General features: G+C 65.5%; 10 protein-coding genes and 1 tRNA gene. 7 read left to right on the forward strand and 4 right to left on the reverse strand.

All coding sequences use genetic code 11. From position 1 onward, the window contains the following. The 4 genes from VGN72_03370 to VGN72_03385 all read left to right on the forward strand — a co-directional run. Nucleotides 1-930 (forward strand): methyl-accepting chemotaxis protein (locus tag VGN72_03370; protein ID HEV7298379.1); only part of this gene is annotated, 930 nt, incomplete at its 5' end. A gap of 210 nt (nucleotides 931-1140) precedes the next feature. After that, nucleotides 1141-1923: an SDR family NAD(P)-dependent oxidoreductase gene (locus tag VGN72_03375; GenBank protein ID HEV7298380.1), complete on the forward strand. Its 783-nt coding sequence runs from the start codon at nucleotides 1141-1143 to the stop codon at nucleotides 1921-1923. Nucleotides 1924-2145: 222 nt separating this feature from the next. After that, nucleotides 2146-5415, forward strand: a complete 3270-nt coding sequence (locus VGN72_03380; protein HEV7298381.1) for a discoidin domain-containing protein — start codon at nucleotides 2146-2148, stop codon at nucleotides 5413-5415. A gap of 172 nt (nucleotides 5416-5587) precedes the next feature. Next, a complete protein-coding gene (locus tag VGN72_03385; protein HEV7298382.1) occupies nucleotides 5588-6613 on the forward strand; it encodes a hydroxyacid dehydrogenase in 1026 nt (341 codons plus the stop codon). 111 nt (nucleotides 6614-6724) lie between these two features. Here VGN72_03385 and VGN72_03390 read toward each other — a convergent pair whose 3' ends face one another. The 3 genes from VGN72_03390 to VGN72_03400 form a co-directional block, all read right to left on the reverse strand. Then, nucleotides 6725-7210, reverse strand: a complete 486-nt coding sequence (locus VGN72_03390; GenBank protein HEV7298383.1) for a hypothetical protein — start codon at nucleotides 7208-7210, stop codon at nucleotides 6725-6727. 1236 nt (nucleotides 7211-8446) lie between these two features. Then, nucleotides 8447-8533 (reverse strand) — tRNA-Ser (locus VGN72_03395). Between the two features lie 72 nt (nucleotides 8534-8605). Then, a complete protein-coding gene (locus VGN72_03400) occupies nucleotides 8606-10732 on the reverse strand; it encodes a hypothetical protein (GenBank protein ID HEV7298384.1) in 2127 nt (708 codons plus the stop codon). Between the two features lie 85 nt (nucleotides 10733-10817). On the opposite strand from VGN72_03400, the gene VGN72_03405 reads away from it, so the two are divergent. The 3 genes from VGN72_03405 to VGN72_03415 all read left to right on the forward strand — a co-directional run bounded on the left by VGN72_03405 (nucleotide 10818) and on the right by VGN72_03415 (nucleotide 17414). Further along, nucleotides 10818-12641, forward strand: coding sequence for a TolC family protein (locus VGN72_03405; protein ID HEV7298385.1), 1824 nt, complete (start codon nucleotides 10818-10820; stop codon nucleotides 12639-12641). Between the two features lie 89 nt (nucleotides 12642-12730). Then, nucleotides 12731-14398 carry an HlyD family efflux transporter periplasmic adaptor subunit gene (locus VGN72_03410; protein HEV7298386.1) on the forward strand — a complete coding sequence of 556 codons (1668 nt, stop codon included), beginning with the start codon at nucleotides 12731-12733 and terminating at the stop codon, nucleotides 14396-14398. A 274-nt stretch (nucleotides 14399-14672) separates the two neighbouring features. Beyond that, nucleotides 14673-17414, forward strand: a complete 2742-nt coding sequence (locus tag VGN72_03415) for a hypothetical protein (GenBank protein HEV7298387.1) — start codon at nucleotides 14673-14675, stop codon at nucleotides 17412-17414. A 659-nt stretch (nucleotides 17415-18073) separates the two neighbouring features. Here the strand turns inward: VGN72_03415 and gcvP are convergent. After that, the gene (gene gcvP, locus VGN72_03420) at nucleotides 18074-21037 is read right to left on the reverse strand and encodes an aminomethyl-transferring glycine dehydrogenase (protein ID HEV7298388.1); all 2964 of its coding nucleotides are present in this window, start codon (nucleotides 21035-21037) and stop codon (nucleotides 18074-18076) included. Nucleotides 21038-21106 lie beyond the last annotated feature (69 nt).

Consider the following 21106-nt stretch of genomic DNA (forward strand, 5'->3'; position numbering starts at 1 on the left):
GCCGAGCAGACGTCGTCGGCGGCCGGGCAGGTCTCCAGCAGCAGCCAGTCGCTCGCCCAGGGTGCGTCCGAGCAGGCGGCGGCCTTGGAGGAGACCAGCAGCAGCCTGGAGGAGATGAGCTCCATGACCAAGAAGAACGCCGACACGGCGCAGCAGGCGGCGTCGCTGTCGGCCGAGGCGAAGGCGGCGGCCGACAAGGGCAACGCGGCGATGGGCCGCATGAGCAGCGCGATCGGCGACATCCAGCGGAGCGCCGGCGAGACGGCCAAGATCATCAAGACGATCGACGAGATCGCGTTCCAGACGAACCTGCTGGCGCTGAACGCCGCGGTCGAGGCCGCCCGGGCCGGCGAGGCGGGCAAGGGCTTTGCGGTCGTCGCCGAGGAGGTGCGGAACCTGGCGATGCGGTCGGCGGAGGCGGCCAAGACGACCAACGCGCTGATCGAGGGGAGCGTCGCCAACGCGCGCAACGGCGTGGCGATCGCGGCGGAGGTCGGTGGGACGCTGGGGGAGATCGTGCAGGCGAGCGAGCGGGTGAACGCGTTGATCGCCGAGATCGCCGCCGCCAGCTCTGAGCAGGCGAACGGGATCGGTCAGGTGAACACGGCGGTGACGCAGATGGACCAGGTGACGCAGGGCAACGCCGCGTCGGCCGAGGAGTGCGCCGCGGCGGCCGAGGAGCTCAGCAGCCAGGCCGAGCAGCTGTCGGGCGTCGTCGGCGAATTGGTCGCGCTCGTCGGTGGGGCCGCAGCGGCCGGTCGTCAGGGCGGAGCCAGTTCTGCGTCGGTATCGCAGCGTCCGAAGGCGCACGCGTCGTCCAAGGCCAAGCCGAAGACGCCCGTGCGCGTCGGGCCGCCGAAGGGCAACGCCGCGGCCGCAATCCCGTTCGATGAGGACGGCGGCTTCGGCGAGTTCAGCAAGGCGGCGTAGTTTCACGTCGCGCCAAGTACCATCGACATCGTCAGCGGCCGTCGCGAGGAACTCACAGGTCCCTCGTGGCGGCCGCTTCTCTTGTCATGCGTCTCAGTGGACGAGCTCGCTCGCGGCCCCGCGTGCGTGAAAACCTGAGCCGCATCACGCGCTGACAATCATGCTCGACATGCCGTATGAACGGGCAACTTCATATGGAGCGGTACGAGCATGGCATCACTTTCGAACAAAGTCGCGTTCATCACCGGCGGGGCCAGCGGCATCGGCAAGGGCACCGCCATTCGGTTCGCCCAGGAAGGGGCCAGCATCGCGATTGCTGACATGAGCGAGGAGGATGGCAGGCAAGTCGTCGGCGAGATCGAGCGCAACGGTGGCCGTGCGACCTTCTTCAAGTGCGACGTTTCGAAGGATGCCGACGTGCGGGCCGCGATCGACGGCACCGTGAAATCGTTCGGCGGGCTGAACATCGTGTTCGCCAACGCGGGCATCAACGGCGTCTGGACGCCGATCGAAGAACTGCAGCCCGACGAGTGGGACAGAACGCTGAACATCAACCTGCGCGGCACATACCTCACTGTTCACTACGCCATCCCTCATTTGCGCAAGGCCGGCGGTGGCAGCGTGCTGATCACGTCGAGCGTAAATGGCAACCGCACGTTCGCAACCGCCGGCGCTAGCGCCTACAGCACCAGCAAGGCGGGGCAGGTCGCCTTCATGAAAATGGCCGCGCTGGAACTGGCGCGCTACAACATCCGCGTGAACGCCATCTGCCCCGGCGCGATCAAGACCAACATCGGCCAGCGCACCGAACAGCGACACACCGAAGAGGTCGAGGTGAAGGTCGAACTGCCCAAGGGCAAACCCGGCATCGACGGCGGCGTGGGCGACATCTTCGAGGTGGCCGACGCGTGTCTGTTCTTGGCATCGGACCAAAGCCGGCACGTGAGCGGGGTGGAACTGTACGTGGATGGCGGGGCGTCGCTGTTGAAGTGATTGGCCGCCGGACCGACCGTGGCATGGGTTCAAGGGACTTTGTATCTTGCGCCGTTCAACCGGCGCGTCGGCCATCAACTTTGCGTCCCCGTTCCATTCATGTGCATGGGCGAGACACCCATGCCACGCTCGGGCAGGCACCTTTCCACCCTCGAACGCAACAGTTTCGCGGAAGCGGTGTATAAAGGGATAGCTGCGAAGACATCTTCCAAAGGACCACGCATGTTTCCGTCCAGACCGCATCGCCATCCGAGTATCGTCCGGGCCTGTCAAAGCCTGGCGCTGTTGGGCATTACCACCGCTGCGCTGGCGGCGGAGCCGGGGGCGGCGGGGGTGACGCGGCATCGCATCCTGAACGCGCTGGACACCGCATCGCTGCCGAACGTGGGCGCGTGGATGGTGGACGGCGTGAAGGTGGAACTGGCGCAGGACGTCCAGCCGCGCCTGGGCGCAGCGGCGGTGGCGATCAAGGGCGTGGCGCAGGTGGCGGGGGGCAAGGTGGACGCGCCGCTGTTCAGTGGCGAGTTGAACGAGTGCCAGCAGCTGTCGCTTTGGGTGTCGCCGGTGGAAGGGGGCAACGTCGCGTCGGTCGGCTTTCAGGTGCAGGATGCGAATGGTGAATCGCTGATGCAGACGGTGCCGCTGGAGGGCGCCGATTGGCGGCAGGTGCAGATCGACCCGACCGCCGGTGACATGCGACAGGCGTACGAGCAGAAGGAACAAAACGGCAAGGTCGATTTGCCGCTGCGCAGCGTGCACGTTGTCTACTTCGCTGCCGCGCCGGGGCCGGTTGCGTTGCACGTGGATGGCCTGACCGCGCGCGTGGCCGCCGGTGCGGGTGATGCGGGGGTGAAGGTAAATGCGCTGGGCGCCGAAGTGATCGAGCCCGGCAAGCCCGTGGCCGTCCACTTCATCGCGGAGAATGGCGGCGCGGCCGCGGAATCGGTCGCGGTGCAGTACACGCTGCAGGCCAATCCTACGTACGCCAATCCGGTCATGCCCGACCCCGTGTTGGGCGTCGACCACGCTATCGGCGCGAAGTCGACGGTCTCCGTGGACGGTGAAGACAAAGGCGACGCCAAGCTGGGCGATGGCGATGAATCGACCGGCTTCGAGACGCCGTGGGGCGGGGGATACAAGGAGGTTGTCGCCACCATGGACCTCGGTCAACCGCGAGAGGTGTCGGCAGTGCGGTGGCAGCCGGGCGATGCGAACTGGATCTTCAAGGTCGACGTGTCGGCGTCGGTGGATGGACAGACGTTCGAGCCCGTCGCCGGCGCGCAAGGGGTGGACATGCACGGCAAGTGGGGCACGGTGCAGTCGATGCCGTGGCCGCAACCGACGAACGCGCGGTACCTGCGATTCCGGTTCCACAAGGATGGCGAGCCGTCCAACGTCTTCCGCCTGCCGCCGAGCATTATGGTGTACGACGGCGTAGCCAACGACGACGTCAGCCTGCCGACCGTGGGCGAGGTAATCGCCAAGGGCACGGCCAACGCCAGCGTTCCGCCGCGCGACTTTGCCGAACTGAAGGTGACGGGCACCGAACCCCTGGGGCCCGGCGCGTACCTGCTGGGCATGAATATCACGATCGGCGATCGCGCCGAGACGCGCTGGCAGCATTTGTACGTGTTGCCGAGCGACACGGTTGAGGCCGACCGCGCTCGGCGGTTCGGCATCAACGGCAGCTCGCCCGATGCATGGATGGCCGAAAACATGCGGCGATGCGGCTTCGGGTGGATGCGCTTCGAGAACGCCAAGTGGATGATGTACATGCCCACGCCCGACCGCGTCGCGTTCGACGGCAGCGTGCAGCCGTGGCAGGTGAACCACGACCAGATCTTCAAGACCTACAACGCCGTCGGGCTCAACGTGCTGCCCTACGTCTTCCAGGTGCCCCAATGGGCCGAGGGCGCGCCGGCCAACATCACGCGCAACCGCGAGAACTACCCGCCGAAGGACAACGCCGACTACGGCGAGGCGATCTTCCAGATCGTCGCGCGCTACGGCAACGCCAAGGTGCCGGCCGAGCAACTGAAGAGCGACGACAAGCAGAGCGGCCTGGGCCTGATCGACGCGGTGGAACTCTGGAACGAGCCAAACCTGAACGACCCCGGTTGGGGTCCGTTCGTCGGCACGATGCCGCAGTACTTCGAGGTGATGCGCGCCGGTGCCGCTGGCGCCCGGCGGGCCGACCCGTCGCTGCCGATCACCAGTGGTGGGCTGGCGGGAATCGACCTGGAGGTCGTCGGCCAACTGTCCGAGTATCGCTACGACGACGGCAAGACGCCGCTGGACTTGGTCGACGTGGTCAACGTCCACTTCTACAGCGGCCGCGAGGAACCGGAACTGGCCGGCTGGGATCCGAACGTCAGCCGCAACGGGCCCGCCACCACCGGCACGACGTATCCGGAGCAACTGGAAGACCTCGTCGCGTGGCGCGATCGGTTGAAGCCGGGCGCTGAGATCTGGATCACCGAGACGGGCAACGACGTCGGCGGGCCGATCGGGCGCAGCGAGTGGCACCAGGCGGGCAAGGTGCCGCGCGTCATGCTGCTGGCGCTGGCGGCGGGCGTCGAACGCGTCTTCATCTACCGCGAGGCGGGGTCGAACCCGACCATGCACGCCGGCGCGGGGCTGCTGCGCAACGACCACAGCATTCGCCCGGCGTGGCTAAGCGTCGCCACCATGATCCGCCAGATGCAGGGCATCGAAGGTCGCGGGCTGCGCTTGCCGTCGGAGGATCCGAACGTCTGGATGTTCCTGTGGGAACAGGGCGATAGAAAACTGATTACCGCCTGGACGCTTGGCGAAGCGGGGAAGGTGCCCGCGAACTTCGGTAAGGCAACCGTTACCGACGGTTTCGGCCGCTCTACCAAGGTCGATAGCACAGCGGATGTGGTCCTTGGCTATGTGCCGACGTACATCGACATTACCGAACCCAGCGAAGGCATGGCCCAGCTCGTGGACGATGCCCGCGCCAAAGCCGATGCCCGCGCGGCCGCCAAGCGGGAACTGTCGGACGTGCCCGTGCAGGCGTTCGACTTCGGCCCCGCCGCCCACGTCGGTTTGATGCGCGGCTTTGGCGCGCCGCGGCGCTTCGTCGCGGTGGGCAAGGACGCCGCCTGGAACGCCGAGGCGGGCTACGGGTTCGTCACTCCGCCGGCCGAAGAGCAGGACCAGCACTGGGTTGCCGACCCGCTTGACCGCGACGGCGTGAAGGTGTCGCCCGACGTCACCTTCCGCTTCACCGCGCCCGCCGGCCCACAGCGGTTGCGCGTGCGCACCGCATCAATGGGGGGCGACAAGAACCCCGTCGACGTGGCCGTGAAGGTCGGCGACAACGTGCAGACGCAGGCGACCGACCCCGCCAACGGCATCGCCGAACTCACCATCGAAAGCGACGGTCAGCCGATCGAGATCTCGATCAAAGACTGGGCCATGCTGCGCTGGCTCACCGCGATTCCGGAATCGGCGGTGCAGCGGCTGTGACGATCGCTCCGACGGCGGCGCGGTGCGGTTGCGTCCACTCGCTCCGCCCGTGCCGTAGGCAATCATCGACCCAGCGGCTAACGTACCGCCATGTGCACCGGGGCCGCCCGCCGATGGGGCGGGGCCTGCGGGGCGATGGGGGACTACAACCGTTCGAACGGGTCGATGGCCAATGGCGAAGCTACGTGGACTTTACATCCTAAGTACGGGCGCGTTCGAGATGATTTACGGCCCGCAGCAGCGCGCCGCGATCGCCGAGCATGTCGATGAAGTCGCGCCGCCGCAGACGGCCAAGTCGATCGCCGAGAATCCGTCGCTGCTAACCGACGTCGACGTCATCTTCAGCGGCTGGGGCGCGCCGCTGCTCAACACCGCGTTCCTCGATGCCGCGCCGCAATTGAAGGCCTTCTTCTACGGCGCCGGGGCGCTGGGCTCGGTCGTCACGCCGGCGGTGTGGCAGCGGGGCATCCTTGTCACCAGCGCCATCGCGGCCAACGCGGTGCCGGTGGCGGAGTTCACGCTGGCCACCACGTTGTACTCGTTGAAGCAGGGCTGGCGCATGAGCCGCCGGATGACCGCCGACAACGTCGGCAGGAACTGGAACGACCACCACCTGATCCCCGGTGCCTACGGCAGCACGGTCGGGCTGATCTCCATGGGCTTTATCGCCCGCCTGCTCGTCAAGCTGCTGGCCCCGTTCGATCTGAAGGTGATCGCCTACGACCCCTTCCTTACCGCCGCCCACGCCCGCGAGATGGGCATTGAACTGGTCTCGTTGGACGACGTCTTCCGCCGCAGCGATGTCGTCTCGCTGCACGCGCCGCTGCTGACCGAGACGCGCGGCATGATCGAGGGCCGCCACCTGAGCCTTATGAAGCCCGACGCCACGTTCATCAACACCGCCCGCGGCGCGATCGTGCGCGAGGCGGAGATGATCGACGTGCTGTCGCAGCGTCCCGACCTGACGGCCCTGCTCGACGTCACCTTCCCCGAGCCGCCGCGTGCCGATTCCCCGCTCTACCGCCTGCCGAACGTCGTGCTGACCCCGCACATCGCCGGCTCGGTCGGCCGCGAGTGCCAGCGCATGGGCCAGTACATGGTCGACGAACTTCACCGCTTCGTCGCCGGCCAACCGCTGAAGTGGTCCGTCACCGAAGCCGAGGCCGCCAACAGCTCGCACCGGCCGGTGAATGAATAGGGGTGGTGGAGACGCGGGGATAACGGAATGCCGTTCACTGGCCGCGGCCGCGCCGACGACCGCTCGAATCAGAGTAACCGCGACGCGGCGGCGGTCCAGTGCAGCGGCGGGTTATTCAGCGGCCGCATTGCCGCGGTAAGGCGACGCGAAATCCTCGACGTACAACCCGCGTTCTTCCGCCTCCCGTCGGGCCGCAGGACACGGACGCGGCACGCCGACGTACATGTAGTAGTCCCAGCCGACGTGCATGAATGCATCGTTCGCTTCGAGCCGGCACCAGAATTCTTCGCGCAGGAGGCTCCGAAGCACATCCGCTAGCTGCTCGATGGGCAACGCGTCGCCCTCGTTAATCGGGACGGCCTGCCCTTGTTTGTTCTCCAATGCTCGCACGGTGAGGTGCGGAACGGCACTTTCGCGCAGGAACGCGACCGCCGTGGCGACGTACGCATCTTCGACTCGCCCGTACGATTCGGGGGTCAACGTCACGCCATCGAACGATCGCCCTATGTCGCCAAACGAGATCCACTCATCGCGCGTATACGCCCCCGACGAGTCGCGGAATACCGGGTTGTACTTCGTGACCCGGTACTCGTTCACAGGGCCGCCTCCCGCTGAATAACTACTATTAACCGGACCCCGCCCTCCCGCAAATCACGATAACTTGCGCCGGGCGCACATTACCATCCTGCGATTGCCAACGCCGGAATGATCGTAACGCGCCTTGTGGCCAGCGGCGGGTGGCACAGGTTGTGTACTCGCAGAGCGGAAATAAGGGGTCGGCGGAAATAAGGGGTCGGGAGTCATTGTTTATCTGAATCTAAGACTCCCGACCCCTTATCTCTACCCCGACCCCTTATCTCTACCCCGTCGGTCGTGTAGTGCTCGAAGTAGCGGCGCTTGAACATCGGGCATGCCCCCGGCGGCAACTAAATACTATTCGCCTGCGCGTGCGCAAGATAACACGCCGACGTCGTTTCTTCGGGAGCCGACGGTAACGCGTATTCTCGCGGCGGGTTACAGGACTCGCAAGCCAAAATCGGCGGCGCGTAAACCGAACTAGCCGGGTGCGACGGTTTGGTACGCCAAGCCGTGCGCTTTGGATCGGCGGGGGAAGACACGGCACGGGGTACCGTACCGTGGCACCCGGATTAATTTGAAATTCTAAGCTTGAATTTTAAATTGAGCCGCGCAATTTCAAATTGAGGGTCATAATTCTAAATTGCGCGGCTCAATTTAAAATTGAAGGTCATAATTCTAAATTACGCGGCGCAATTTCAAATTGAAGGTCATAATTCTAAATTGCGCGGCGCAAATTAAAATTGAGAGTCATAATTCTAAATTGCGCGGCGCAAATTAAAACTACGGCTCGTAAATTCAAATTAAAAGCATTATTCGGACGTTCGCCGGTGAGCCGACATGGCGGGGCGGGCGGTGTCGTAGGGCAGGCGGGGCAGACGTAAATTGATTCTGGGGCGGGGGATAGCGCGTCGGGTGGACGGGCGTGTTCGGGGACTCGCGGGGTCGGCGGGTGGGGTGGGCGCGATCGGGCCCGCCGCGGTCTCGTTGCTAGAGCGTGTTATGCACTTTCCAGCTCAGAAACTGGCTTGGGTGCCACGGTTTGGTACTCCAAGCCGTGCCGGTACACGCAGACACGGCTTGGAGTACCAAACCGTGGCACCCCAGCGTCGTCACGCTTGCGTTACTGACCCCGAATGTGCCTAACACGCTCTACGCTGGAGGGGAGGGGGCGAATCGTTGGGACGCCCCGGGGACGCCGGGGACGCGCGTGCGGGGGGCCGGCGGTTGCGTTGAGGGGACGATCGGATGGGGGAACGGACAGGCAGGGATTCGAACCCTGGAGACGGTTACCCGCCTACGCGATTTCCAGTCGCGTTCCTTCGGCCACTCGGACACCTGTCCAGGTCCCGCGCGTTCGCGACGCGCGGGGCGGACGTTTTAACCGATCATCGGCCGTTACTCCACTGTCGCGGTTCACAAAGGGGCGGCGGCCGGCCGGCGGACGCGACGGCTGGGGGCCAAGGCGAGGTAGAGGTAGACGCAGGCCAGCAGCATGGTGGCGTAGCCCAGGCCGGGGTGGGACGAGACGAGGATCGAGCGGGTGGTCTGCAGGGTGCTGTCGAGCCATTCGGGGTAGATGCGGTAGGGGTCGGGGTGGCCGGGCAGCTGGCAGTGCAAAATCATGCCGACCGAGATCGCGGAGACCAGGGCCCAGAGCAGCGTGGCCCCCAGCGACACGCCGACGCCGACGACGGCGATGACCGCGCCCCAGAAGAGGTAGCGTTCGTGCATCTGCGGCATAAAGGCGAAGAGGATCACCCACGGCGCGGTGATGGCCATCAGGAAACGCGGGTCGTTCCGGCGGGCGTGGCGGGCGGCGCCCCAGGCGCACAACGGCATCGCAATGAGGAACGGGATCGTCATCAGCAGCTTGATCGTGACGATCAACTGGCCATCGCGAATGTTGCTGGCGAGCAGGCCGATGTGCAGCGGCTGGGGCAGGGCGAAGCGGAAGACCTCGTCCTGCAGTTGCCAGCGGTAGGTGTCGTGCAGGATGGCAGAGAGGTTGTTGACCGACGGGCCCATGTACATGGCCTGGTACTGGTGCGTGCCCTGTTGAAAGCCGACGTGCCACCAGGACCACGTGCCGCCGAACGACAAACCGCAGAGGACGACTGCGCCGCAGACAATCGCCAGCACGGCGATCGGCAGCGACCGGCGATTGCCGAGCCAGAGGACGGCGATGAGCAGGGCGGCCAGCGCGAGCGCGATCAGGACGGGGCCGACGGGCCGGGCCGCTTCGGGCGCGGGGGCGTAGTAGATTGGCAAGACGATCGCCGGCAGCGCCAGCACCGAGGCGATCGCCATGGCAGGCTTGCTGTCGGTCAGGCGGCAGGCCATCACGACCAAACCGACGACGGTGATTAGGCCGACATACTGCACGGCGTTGGCGGTCTGAAGCAACCAGGGCGAGGCGACGGCGAGGAATGCACAGGCAAAGCCGACCAACAGCCGACCCGCGGCGCCAGGGCGCGCGTCGAACAGTGGCCAGAGCAACAGCAGGGGCGCGCCGAACAGCAGCTGACCCTTCAACATCACGCCCACGCCCAATGGAAGGCCGGCGAGGAACCATCGGTTAATCGACGCCAACCACACGGCCAGCACGTAGAACGGCACGATCCACAGGTCCCACTGGGGCCAGATGTGCGATTCGACCAGGATGTTCGGTTCAAACCAGACGAGCAGGGCGCCGATCCACCCGAGCGCCCAAGCCTTCAGGGTGAGACCCGTACTGGCATGGTCGCTTAAGCGACCATGCGGGGTGATGTCGGATTCATCCAACGTGCCGCGCCATCGGGAGAAGGCCCGTCGTGCCCGCGCGAAGGGGGACAAGGCGCCGGGTCCCGGGGATGCGCCACGAATCACCCAATGACGGATCAATAAAAACATCCCCACGCACGTGAGCGCAGCCATGAAGATGTTCACGTTCAACATGAACGCGGTGAACGGGTAACCCTCGCGCCATTCGGTGGCAGTGGCATCTTCGGCGCGATTGTTGCGGGCCCAGAAGGTGGGGATCAACAGGCGCAGCGGCACGTAATCCAGCCCGTACCGCTGGCGCTCGCGGCCGTTCGCGTAGGCGTCGTCGATGCGCTTCACCCACCCGCGATACAGGTACGACAGCGACGGCGTCTCCTGCGGGTTCCCCTCGTTGGCGGCCAGCTGTCGGGCGACATCGTTGACGGCGGTGCCCTGGTTGAAGGCGTTGTTGATGTCGCCGGTATGACGCATCATCGGGAACTGGTCGTACAGCGAGTTCCGAAGCACGTACCCGTAATGCGCCAGCACGCTCGAGACGCACAACATGCCGATCAGTAATGCGCCGAACAGGATGGTGCGCTTCAACCGGTTTTGATGGCGTGGCAGCTCGGGCGGTTGCGATTCGAATGGACGTTGGCCTGCATCCGCCGACGAATCGGTCGACCGCGGCGGTTCGAGGAACTCGGGCAACACGTCCCCAGTGACCGGCACGCGCGGGCGCGGCCGGCGAGGGGGCTCGGCGGGCGTGAGGTCGATGATGTTGGTGTCGTCGGTTCGCAAGGGGCGGCAATATGTTGTCGATCTGCGGTTCGGTAGGCGTAATGCTTTAACATCTGGCGTCGGTTACGTACACTTCTACCCTCCCGTGCGTAGAACGTTTTCCATTCTTCTTGTCGCTGCCGTCGTGTCGGGCTGTTCGCCCGAGGCGTACCGTCGTCGGGCGGATCTGCAGGTCGACAAGATCCTGGCCGACCGCAAGGAGACCACGCTCGACTACCAGCCACAGACCGAGGTGGGCCCGGAGGAAACCCCCGCGCCCCCGTCGCGGGCGGCGTACGACCGGGTGCCTTATACCGTGATTGCGCCGCCGGTGCCGTCACCGGTTGAACCGTCGCGCGTGCAGATGAAGCACGAGGCGTTGGGGCCGGTTCAGTTGTTCCCCACCGGTGTGGGCGTGCCCGACAGCGACGAGGAGGCCGACGCCGTCGGTCCTGAAGCCGCCCGACAACAGGCGGCCAACGCGTTCCGCCTCGGCCCACCAGTGCCCGGTGAGCGAGCCCAGCGGCTGGATTTGTTCGGCGCCCTCTCCTTCGCCACCATCAACAGCCGGCAGTACCGCACGCGGATGGAGGAACTGTACCTGGCAGCGTTGGACGTCACGCTGCAACGGCACCTGCTGTCGCCGCGGCCGTTCGTGCAGCAAAGCTTCGGCATCTCGGGTGGACAAGCCGACGTGGACTACGCCGCCGCGTTAACCGCGACGACGGCGGCGGGGGTGCGGCAACGCCTGCCGTACGGCGGTGAGGTGGTCGCGCAAACGTTGGTGACGTTCGTTAACGCGCTGACCGATTCGGCCGACAGTGGTGAGTCGGCCGCGATCGTGCTGTCGGGATCGGTGCCGTTGTTGCGCGGGGCGGGGTTGATCAACCTGGAAGCATTGATCGCCTCGGAGCGCGGCGTGGTCTATTCCGTGCGCAGCTTCGAGGAATATCGCCGCTCGTTCGCGGTCGATATCGCCAGCGCTTACTTCCGACTGCTCACGCGTCAAAATCTGGTGAACAACCGCCGCACGCAGGTGCGCAACTACGAGGTGCTGGTCGAGCGTACGCGTGCCCTCTACGCCGCCGGCCGCATTCGTTTTCTGGAAGTTCAGCGTACGAGCGCCGCGTACCTGCAGGCGCAATCGCGCCTGATCACGGCTCAGCTTACGCTGCAGAACGCAGTCGACGACTTTAAGGTCTTGCTGGGAATGGACGTTGCGACCGACTTGGAGATCGTGCCGGTCGAACTGCAGGCAAACGTGCCCGACCTGTCCGGCGACGCGTTGGCGGTCGCCAATCGGTTGCGACTGGATTTGCAGACCGCCCGCGACCAGATCGAGGACGCCCGCCGGGGCATCGAAAACGCCGAGAACGGCCTGCTGCCCGACCTGAACCTCACCGGCCAGGCCAGCGTCGGCAACCGCGTCAACACGCCCGGACGGCAGATCGACGCAAGGTCGTCGCAGTATTCCGCTGGCGTGGCCTTCGATCTGCCGGTCGACCGATTGGCCGAGCGCAATATCTATCGTCGCAGCTTGATCGCGTTCGAGCGGTCGCGGCGGAACTACGAGGTGCTGCGCGACAACATCGAGGCCGACGTTCGCGCCTCGGTACGGCAGATCCGATCGGCCCAGGCGACGCTCGATTTGCAGTCGAACGCCATCGCGCTGGCCCGCCGACGACTGGAGTACGCCAGCGAACTGCTGCGGCAGGGTCAGATCGACGCCCGCGACCTGGTGGAAGCCCAGACCGCGCTGCTGGAAGCCCAGGACTCTTACGATTCCGCCCGAGCCGACGTGCAGATCGCGCTGCTGCAGTTCATGCGCGACACCGGCACCCTCCGCGTCGATCCCGCCGCCGGCGCCATCGGGCGGGCGTTGGATCGCGAGAATATTCCAAACGAAGTCGATCTTGAACGCGTAGAATAAACGTCTCGATCGCACGTTGTACTTAGATCGCCCATTCGGACATCAATTTGTCCCCAGCGGAGCTCGCTCCGAGGATACGCATTTAACTCATGAGCCAGATTGCAGTTCCAAGTATCGGCATGGGATCAAAGAAGGCCCTGAAGGGCACTCCGTACGTCGTTGCCGCCGTGGTGGCGGGCCTGGCGCTCGGGGGATACTGGGTGACCACCCGCAATGCGACCACTGCGCCCGGCGCCGGTGGTTCCCCGACGTACGCGGTCGTGCCGATGGACATGGAGATCAAGATCGCCAAGGACGGGGAACTGCAGGCGGTGAAGAACATCGAGATCTCGTGCAACGTCGAAGGGCAGACCGCCGTGCAAACGCTGGTGAAAGAAGGGGTTAGCGTCAAGAAGGGCGATATCCTCGCCACGCTGGACGCCTCGGCGATCAATCAGAAGATCGAGGACACCACGCTGGAACTTCAGCGGGCCGAGGCTGACCTGACGACGGCGCAGGAGATGATCGAGATCCAAAAACTCGCCAACTCCGCCAACCTGGAAGCCGCCGAGGTGGCGCTGGTTCTGGCTGAGCTTGATTATCAATCGTACACCGAGGGCTCGTATCCCGCGGCCGTAAAGTCGGGCGAGACGACGATCGAAATGGGCGAGATCACGCTGAAGAACACGATGGAGGACCTGGAGCGCACGCGCGACCTGGCCACCAAGGGTTTCGTGACGGCCGCCGACGTGAAAAAGTCGGAACTGGCCGTCACCACCGCTAAGCAGGCGCTCGACAAGGCCAAGACCGATCACGAGGTGCTGACGAAGTACACGCACGAGTCGGAACTGGCCGCCAAGCGCAACGCCAAGGCCCAGGCCGAGCAACGGCTGGCACGCACGAAGCGGGAGAACTCCAGCAACCTGTCGCAGAAGACCGCCGACACGCAGGCCAAGGGGGCGGCGCTGTCGACGCTGAAGCGCCGCATGGCGCGCCTGCAGGAACAGCTGGCCGCCTGCACGATCAAGGCGCCGGCCGACGGCATCGTGGTCTACGCGACCAGCAACGACCGCAACGCCCAGAGCCCGCTGCAGGAAGGCGCCACCGTCCGCGAGCGCCAAGCGCTGTTCCGCCTGCCCGACACGTCGGAGATGAAGGCCGTCATTCGCATTCAGGAATCGCAGGTGTCGAAGCTGCAGATCGGCCAGCGGGGCATGGTGCGTATCGTCAGTCAGGCTGAACCGATCGGGGCGACGCTGACGCGCATCAGCGTGCTGGCGGATAGCAGCAACCGGTTCTGGAACCCGGACTTGAAGGAATATCCCGTCGAACTGACGCTGGACCGCACACCCACGGAGGTGAAGCCGGGCATGGGCCTGAGCGCCGAGATCTTCATCGAGCGCCTTGAGGACGTGACGGCCATCCCCGTCGGCGCGGTGTACGCGGCAGGGGACGAGCACTACGTCTTCGTGAAAAGCGGCGAGGTAAACGTCACCCCGGTGAAGGTAAAGCTCGGCGAGGCCAACGAGACGCACGTCGCGGTCGAAGGCGCGCTGCCGAGCCAGGCCCAGGTGATTTTGCTACAGGCCGGTCAGGGTCGCGACCTGCTGGAGGCGGCCGGCATCCGTGTGGCCGTCGCGCCCACCTCGCAACAGGGCGAGGGACGCCGGCGCAAGGGGAAGGAAGCCCAACCTGATGCCGCGCCCACAGCGCCCGCAGCGCCCGCAGCGCCCGCAGCGCCTGTGGCCGCGCCAGCGCCAACCGCCCAAGCAAGTTAAGTCCAAGCCCCAGTTGAAGATCGGGTGCCACAGGTCGGCGTACTCGCAGACCTGTGTCTCCCCCCTCGCTCGAAGCCAGCCGTCTCAGCGTATCGCGACCGGTGGCACACCCACACGACCCACGCATGGCGTACAGCACCTGAACCGTGTCCATATAACCGCGCGCACTTACCGGTATCCTCGCGTATTTAGTCCTAATCCCGTTGATTCCACTCTATTAATTTGCCGATCGTTGCGGCTTTCGGCATGATGCGTCGCGGGAGGACGACAGCGGATGAAGTGGGTGTTTCGAGTGGTCGCACTGGTTGTCGTCATCGCGCTCTGCGCGAGCATCTTCCTGTTTCGCCAGGTAAGCCAGGAGGGGTCGGGCACGGTCGAAAAGTGGATCGGCTCGCAGTTCTCCCAGATCGCCAACGCCTACCTGAAGCCGCGGCTGTCGTTTTCCCATCTTGATTACGAGTACCCCGGCACCGTGCGCCTGCGCGACCTGCGCCTGACCGCGCCCGACCCGGCCGACCCCGAACGCGACATCGACATCATCAGCGCCGCCTCGGCGACCGTGGTGCTGGCGGAGGTGCCGTCGATCGGCAAGCCGATCATCATCGAGCGCATTTCCGTCGACCGCCCCACGCTGCAAGCGGTGTCGACGTCGCCGGGCGCCAGTGAGTTCGTCGGCTTTGCGCAGCTGCTGAAGGAGCCCGACCCCGAGAGCTTCTTCGACAAGCACCGCGTGAGCGACGTCTTCCGCATGCGGCTGGTCGAACTGTCGCGCGCCACGCTCGTCTACGACCCGCGCCTGCCCGACACCGTGCCGATGCGACTGGAGGACGTCTCCACCCGCCTCGACATCGAGCCCACCGCCGACGGCTGGTACAAGCTGGCCACCCGCCTCGAACGCGCGCCGCTGTTCGACCTGCAGATCGCCGGCGACGTGAACCTCGATAACTTCCACATTCGCTCGCTCGACCTCGGCATCGCCGCGCAGCTGGCGCGCGAGAACGACCAATTCCTGCCGCCGCAGATTCAGCAGCTGCTGGCGAAGCACGAGGTGCGCGGCAAGCTCGACCTCAGCGTGAAGGGCGACGTCGCGATCGACGATCCCCTGGCCGCCAAACTGTCGGCCGAGGTGCGGCTGCGCGATGCGAGCGTGGGGCTAGAAGGGCTGCAGACGCCGATCGATGACATGACGATCAGCGCGACCGTCAACGAGGGCAAGCTCGGCGTGCCGGGCTTTCAACTGAAAGGGCTTGCGCTCACGGCACCCGACCCGGCCGACCCGGCGAAGCGCGTCGTCATCCTCGGGGCCGATTCGATCGCCTTCACGCTCAGCGAGATGAAGTCGCTGCTCGGGCCGCTCGTCTTCGAGAAGATCACGATCGACCGCCCGCTGGTGCAGGCCATCTCGCTGTCGCCCGGCGGGTTCGAGTTCGCCGGCTTCACGCAGATCATCGAGATGGTGACCGAAGAGGGCGCCACCAGTTTCGCGCCGGCCGTCTCGAAAGACGTGGCGGCGGTCGTGGGGAAGCTGAGCGACTTCCTGGAAATGCGGCTCGTGGAGGTGAACGACGCCCGCGTCGTCTACGACCCGCGCCTGCCCGACACGCAACCGATGCAGCTGGACGGCATCACCAGCCGGCTGAAGATCGAACCGAGCGCCGACGGGTCGTACAAGCTCGCGACCACGCTCGGCCGGCCGCACTTGTTCGACGTGCGCGTCGAGGGGCAATTGAACCTCGATACGTTCCACTTGGCTGGGCTGAACGTCGCCGTCGCCGCCACGCTGGCGCGCGAGAACGACCAGTTCCTGCCGCCGCAGATTCAGCAACTGCTGATCGAGCACGACGTGCGCGGCACGCTGGCCGTCTCGGTCACCGGCGACGTGCCGCTGACCGATCCACTGGCCGGCGAAGGATCGACCGAAGTGCACCTGGCCAACGCGAACGTCGCGGTGGCCGACTATCAGATTCCCATCGATGATCTGCGGCTGATGGCGATTTACGCCGGTGGCACGCTCGAGGTGCCTGAACTGGTGGTCGAGGCGCTGCAGGGGGAGCTGAACCTGAACGCCACGATCCTGCTCGATGATTTCCTCACGACCACCTCGACGCTGCGCGTGACCGAGATGATTCTCGAAGATACGCTGCGAGCCGACGTCGACTCCGATGAAGCGCCCAAGTACAGCGGCCGGGCCAACGCCGAGGTGCAGGTCGAATCGCTACCGGTGCTAACCGTGCTGGAACGCGTAATCGCGGCATTGCCCCCGGCGACGCAACCCGCCACCAGTCCCACCACCGAGCCCGCAATTGATCTGACGACCGCCGCCGCCGCCGTGGACGACTTACCCGTCGGCGTAGTGGAGGTGGTTGCGGCGGTCGAGACCGACGGCGACGCCGCGCCGGTCACGCAACCCGCGACCGCCGATGAAGTGGAAGGCGACCAGGGCGCGATGGCCGACGGTGAATCGGATGTCGATGCCGACGAAACGCTGCCCGCCGAGTGGGGCCGTGGCTGGTTGACGTTGGAGGAGGGACGCCTCGTCGTGGTGCCGGTGGTCCAACGGTTCTCGTCGGCGGTGGCGAAGATGAACAAGGCCGACGCGACGAAGCCCAACGAGCGCGTGCGGCTCGAGTTCACCATGGGCCGCGACAAGCTGCGCCTGACGCAGATCCACTACGCCAGCAATGTCGCGGTCGCCCGTGGCAAGGGGACGGTCTCGCTCGAGCGCGACGTCCACCTCAGCCTTAACGGCGGCCCGATGGAGAAGCTGCAATCGATGATGGGCGGCTTCGGCGCCGCGATCGGCAAGGCCACCGACGCCATGAGCGGCTGGCGCGTCACTGGCAAACTGGAAGACCCGAAAGTCACCATGGAGCTCGGCGGCACCACCGTCGACGTCGCCGCCCGCAAAACCGGCAACGCCATCGGCACCGGCGCCAAAGCCACCACCCGCGGCGTGGGCAACGTCGGCAAGAAACTCGGTGGGTTTCTCAAGAAGATTGGGAAGAAAAAGCAGTAGCCGCCGCGCCGCGGTTTTCTCTTCTGTAGGACAGGCATTCCTGCCTGTCTCTCCCCCCGTCCGCCTCTTCCCCCGTATTCTTTCTTCCATCTTCTGTGGCACAGGCATTCTCGGGCATTCACCTACTTGACGCACTCCTGAGCACGCGCTAGTCTCTCCGGTCCCCTCTCCCGCGTACTCGCGGGGGAGGGGTAGGCACTGACTGACGGATCAAAGTGAGTGCCTATCTGCGTGGTTGTCATCCCGAAGGGAGCCTAAGGCGACCTGAGGGATCTCGAACGACGAGCGATTCACGGCCGTGGGAGATCCCTCAGGTCGCCAAGGCTCTCATCGGGATGACATGCTTTTCGCCAGCGCGCGATCCGTCAGAGAGTGCCCAGGGAGGGGGCCGTTTGGATGCGTGTACGCTACGCCCCCACCCTAACCCTCCCCCGGAGTACCGGGAGAGGGGACCGGAGAGACAAGCGCGTGCTCAGGAGTGCGTCAAGTAGGTGAATGCCCGAGAATGCCTGTGCCACAGAAGAGAGAATACGGGGGGAGAGACAGGCAGGAATGCCTGTCCTACAGAAGAGGGTGTGTCAGTTCCGGCAGGGTCGCTTTAGCGACCATGGTATGGCATCGTGATCTGTCGTCGTCCTGCTTCGAAGCCACGCGTCCAACTACGCGTCGCTCATCGGCAAACACGTGCAGAACAGATTGCGGTCGCCATACGGATTGTCCACCCGTGCCACGCTTGGCCAGAACTTGAAGTCGCGCAACCACGCCGCGGGATAGGCGGCCTGCTGGCGGGTGTACTGGTGCGGCCACTCGTCGGCGGTGACGGCGGCGGTCGTGTGGGGGGCGTGCTTCAGCACGTTGTCGGCGCGGTCGGCGCTGCCCGATTCGATCGCGGCGATCTCGGCGCGAATGGCGATCATCGCGTCGCAGAAACGGTCCAGCTCGTGCTTCGACTCGCTCTCGGTCGGCTCGATCATCAAGGTGCCGGCGACCGGAAAGCTCATCGTGGGGGCGTGGAAGCCGTAGTCCATCAGCCGCTTGGCGATGTCGTCAACCTTAATCCCGCTGCTGGCCTCGAAGCCACGACAATCGATGATGAACTCGTGGGCGCAGAAACCGTTCTTCCCGCGGAACAGCACGTCGTATTGGTCTTCGAGCCGCTTGGCCATGTAGTTGGCGTTTAGGATCGCAACCTGCGTGGCGCGCTTCAGGCCTTCGCTGCCCATGAGGGCGATGTAGACCCAGCTGATCGGCAGGATGCTGCTGCTGCCGTACGGCGCGGCGCTAACCGGGCCGATCGCTTCCCGGCCGGCGTTCTCCGGCTTCACCACCGGGTGACCGGGCAGGAACGGCGCCAAGTGCGCCGCCACGCCGATCGGGCCCATGCCGGGGCCACCGCCGCCGTGGGGGATGCAGAAGGTCTTGTGCAAATTCAGGTGGCAGACGTCGGCCCCGATGTCACCGGGGCGGCAGAGGCCGACCTGGGCGTTCATGTTGGCGCCGTCCATGTACACCTGCCCGCCATGGTCGTGGACGATCTGGCAGATCTCGGTCACGGCCTCCTCGAACACGCCGTGCGTGCTGGGGTAGGTGATCATGAGGGCGGCCAGCTTATCGGCGTGTTGGGCGGCCTTGGCCTTCAGGTCGGGCACGTCGACGTTGCCGTCGGCGTCGCACTTCACCGCCACCACGCTGAAGCCGGCGATCGCGGCGCTGGCGGGGTTGGTGCCGTGGGCGCTGGTGGGGATCAGGCAGATGTTGCGCCCCATGTCGCCGCGCGACTCGTGGTAGGCGCGGATCGTCATCAGGCCAGCGTATTCGCCTTGGCTGCCCGCGTTGGGTTGCAGCGACACCGCCGCGAATCCGGTGATTTCGCTCAGCCACTTTTCCAGCTGCGCAAACAGCTTCGCATAGCCGCGCGTCTGCTCGGCCGGCGCGAAGGGATGGATGCGGCCAAACTCCGGCCACGTCACCGGCAGCATTTCGCTGGTGGCGTTCAGCTTCATCGTGCAGCTGCCCAGCGGAATCATCGACTGGGCCAGCGACAGGTCGCGGCTCTGCAGCTTGAAGATGTAGCGCAGTAGCTCGGTCTCGCTGTGATAACGGTTGAAGATCGGATGCTGGAGGAACTCGGATTTGCGATTGCCAATTTGCGATTTGCGATTGGCGTGATCTTCGGCGGCCAGTTCTTCGAGGTTCAGCCGGGCGGTGCTGCCGCCGGCGAAGGACTCGATGATGACCTCGACCTCGTTGGTGCTGGTGGTCTCGTCGAGGCTGATGCCGACGGTGCCGTCGCCGTAGTCGCGCAGGTTGATGCCGCGCAGCTGGGCGGCCGCCAGGATGCTGCTGGCGGGAAGATCCGCGGGGCGCACGCGGATCGTGTCGAAGAAGTCGGCGTTGACGATCTCGTGCCCCATGCGTCGAATGCCGGCGGCGCAGGCGCGCGTGAGGTCGTTCACCCGGCGGGCGATCGCCTTCAAACCCTCGGGGCCGTGGTAGACGGCGTACATGCTCGCCATGACGGCCAACAGCACCTGGGCGGTGCAGATGTTGCTCGTGGCCTTCTCGCGGCGGATGTGCTGCTCGCGCGTCTGCAGCGTCAGCCGATAGGCGGGATTGCCGGCGACGTCCTTCGATACGCCGATGAGCCGGCCCGGCATCTTGCGGACGTAGTCGGGTTTGGTCGCCATGTACGCCGCGTGCGGGCCACCAAAGCCCAGCGGCACACCAAACCGCTGCGTGCTGCCGATCGCCACGTCGGCGCCCATTTCACCGGGCGGCGTGATGAGCGTGAGCGCCAGAATGTCGGCCGCCATCACCACCAGCGCGCCGGCGCCGTGGACCTTCGCGATCAGCTCGCGGTAGTCGACGATGTCGCCATTGGTTGTGGGATACTGCAGCAGCACGCCGAACAGGTTGCGCAGGGCCGACTGTTCGTCGCGATACGAGTCGGCGAGCACGGCCGTGCTCGCCACCACGACATCGATGCCCAGCGACCGCGCCCGCGTCTGCACGACGGCGATCGTCTGCGGGTGGCAGTCGTTGGCGACGAAGAAGACGTTGCGCGCAGCATCGGTCGCGCTCGCCTTGAACATGAACATGGCTTCCGCGGCGGCGGTGCCTTCATCCAGCAGGCTCGCGTTGGCCAGCGGCAGGCCGGTGAGCTCGGCGACCATCGTCTGGAAGTTGATTAACGCTTCCATCCGCCCCTGGCTGATCTCCGGCTGATAGGGCGTGTACTGCGTGTACCACCCCGGGTTCTCCAGAATGTTGCGTTGGATGACCGGCGGCGTGATGCAGTCGCTGTAGCCAGCGCCGATGCAACTGGTGAAGACCTTGTTCTCGCTGGCCATCTTCTTCAGGTCTTCGAGCAGTTCCGCCTCGCCGCGCTCGGGCCCCAGGTTCAGCGGCCGCTGCAGGCGAATGGCGGCGGGGACGGTCTTGGCCGTCAGTTCCTCCAGCGATGCCACGCCGAGCGTCTCCAGCATCGTCGCCACCTCGGCGTCGTCGGGCCCGATATGGCGGTGGACGAACGTATCGGTCGGCCCGAAATGCGGGACGGCGGCGTCGGTGGTGCGGTTCGGACGGGCGGGGGACAGGCGGGTTACATCACTGGTCGCGTGCATAGACGGATATTAAGGGGTCGCAAAGGGTTTGTCGCGTTCGACGAAAGTTGTGCCAGATGACAGTTCCAT

The organism is Tepidisphaeraceae bacterium, assembly GCA_035998445.1.
In the GTDB taxonomy this organism is placed as follows: domain Bacteria; phylum Planctomycetota; class Phycisphaerae; order Tepidisphaerales; family Tepidisphaeraceae; genus DASYHQ01.

Coding starts and splice junctions, on each gene's coding strand:
- VGN72_03375 (HEV7298380.1), top strand. CDS start 1,141: ATGGCATCACTTTCGAACAAAGTCGCGTTCATCACCGGCGGGGCCAGC.
- VGN72_03380 (HEV7298381.1), top strand. CDS start 2,146: ATGTTTCCGTCCAGACCGCATCGCCATCCGAGTATCGTCCGGGCCTGT.
- VGN72_03385 (HEV7298382.1), top strand. CDS start 5,588: ATGGCGAAGCTACGTGGACTTTACATCCTAAGTACGGGCGCGTTCGAG.
- VGN72_03410 (HEV7298386.1), top strand. CDS start 12,731: ATGAGCCAGATTGCAGTTCCAAGTATCGGCATGGGATCAAAGAAGGCC.
- VGN72_03415 (HEV7298387.1), top strand. CDS start 14,673: ATGAAGTGGGTGTTTCGAGTGGTCGCACTGGTTGTCGTCATCGCGCTC.
- gcvP (HEV7298388.1), bottom strand. CDS start 21,037: ATGCACGCGACCAGTGATGTAACCCGCCTGTCCCCCGCCCGTCCGAAC.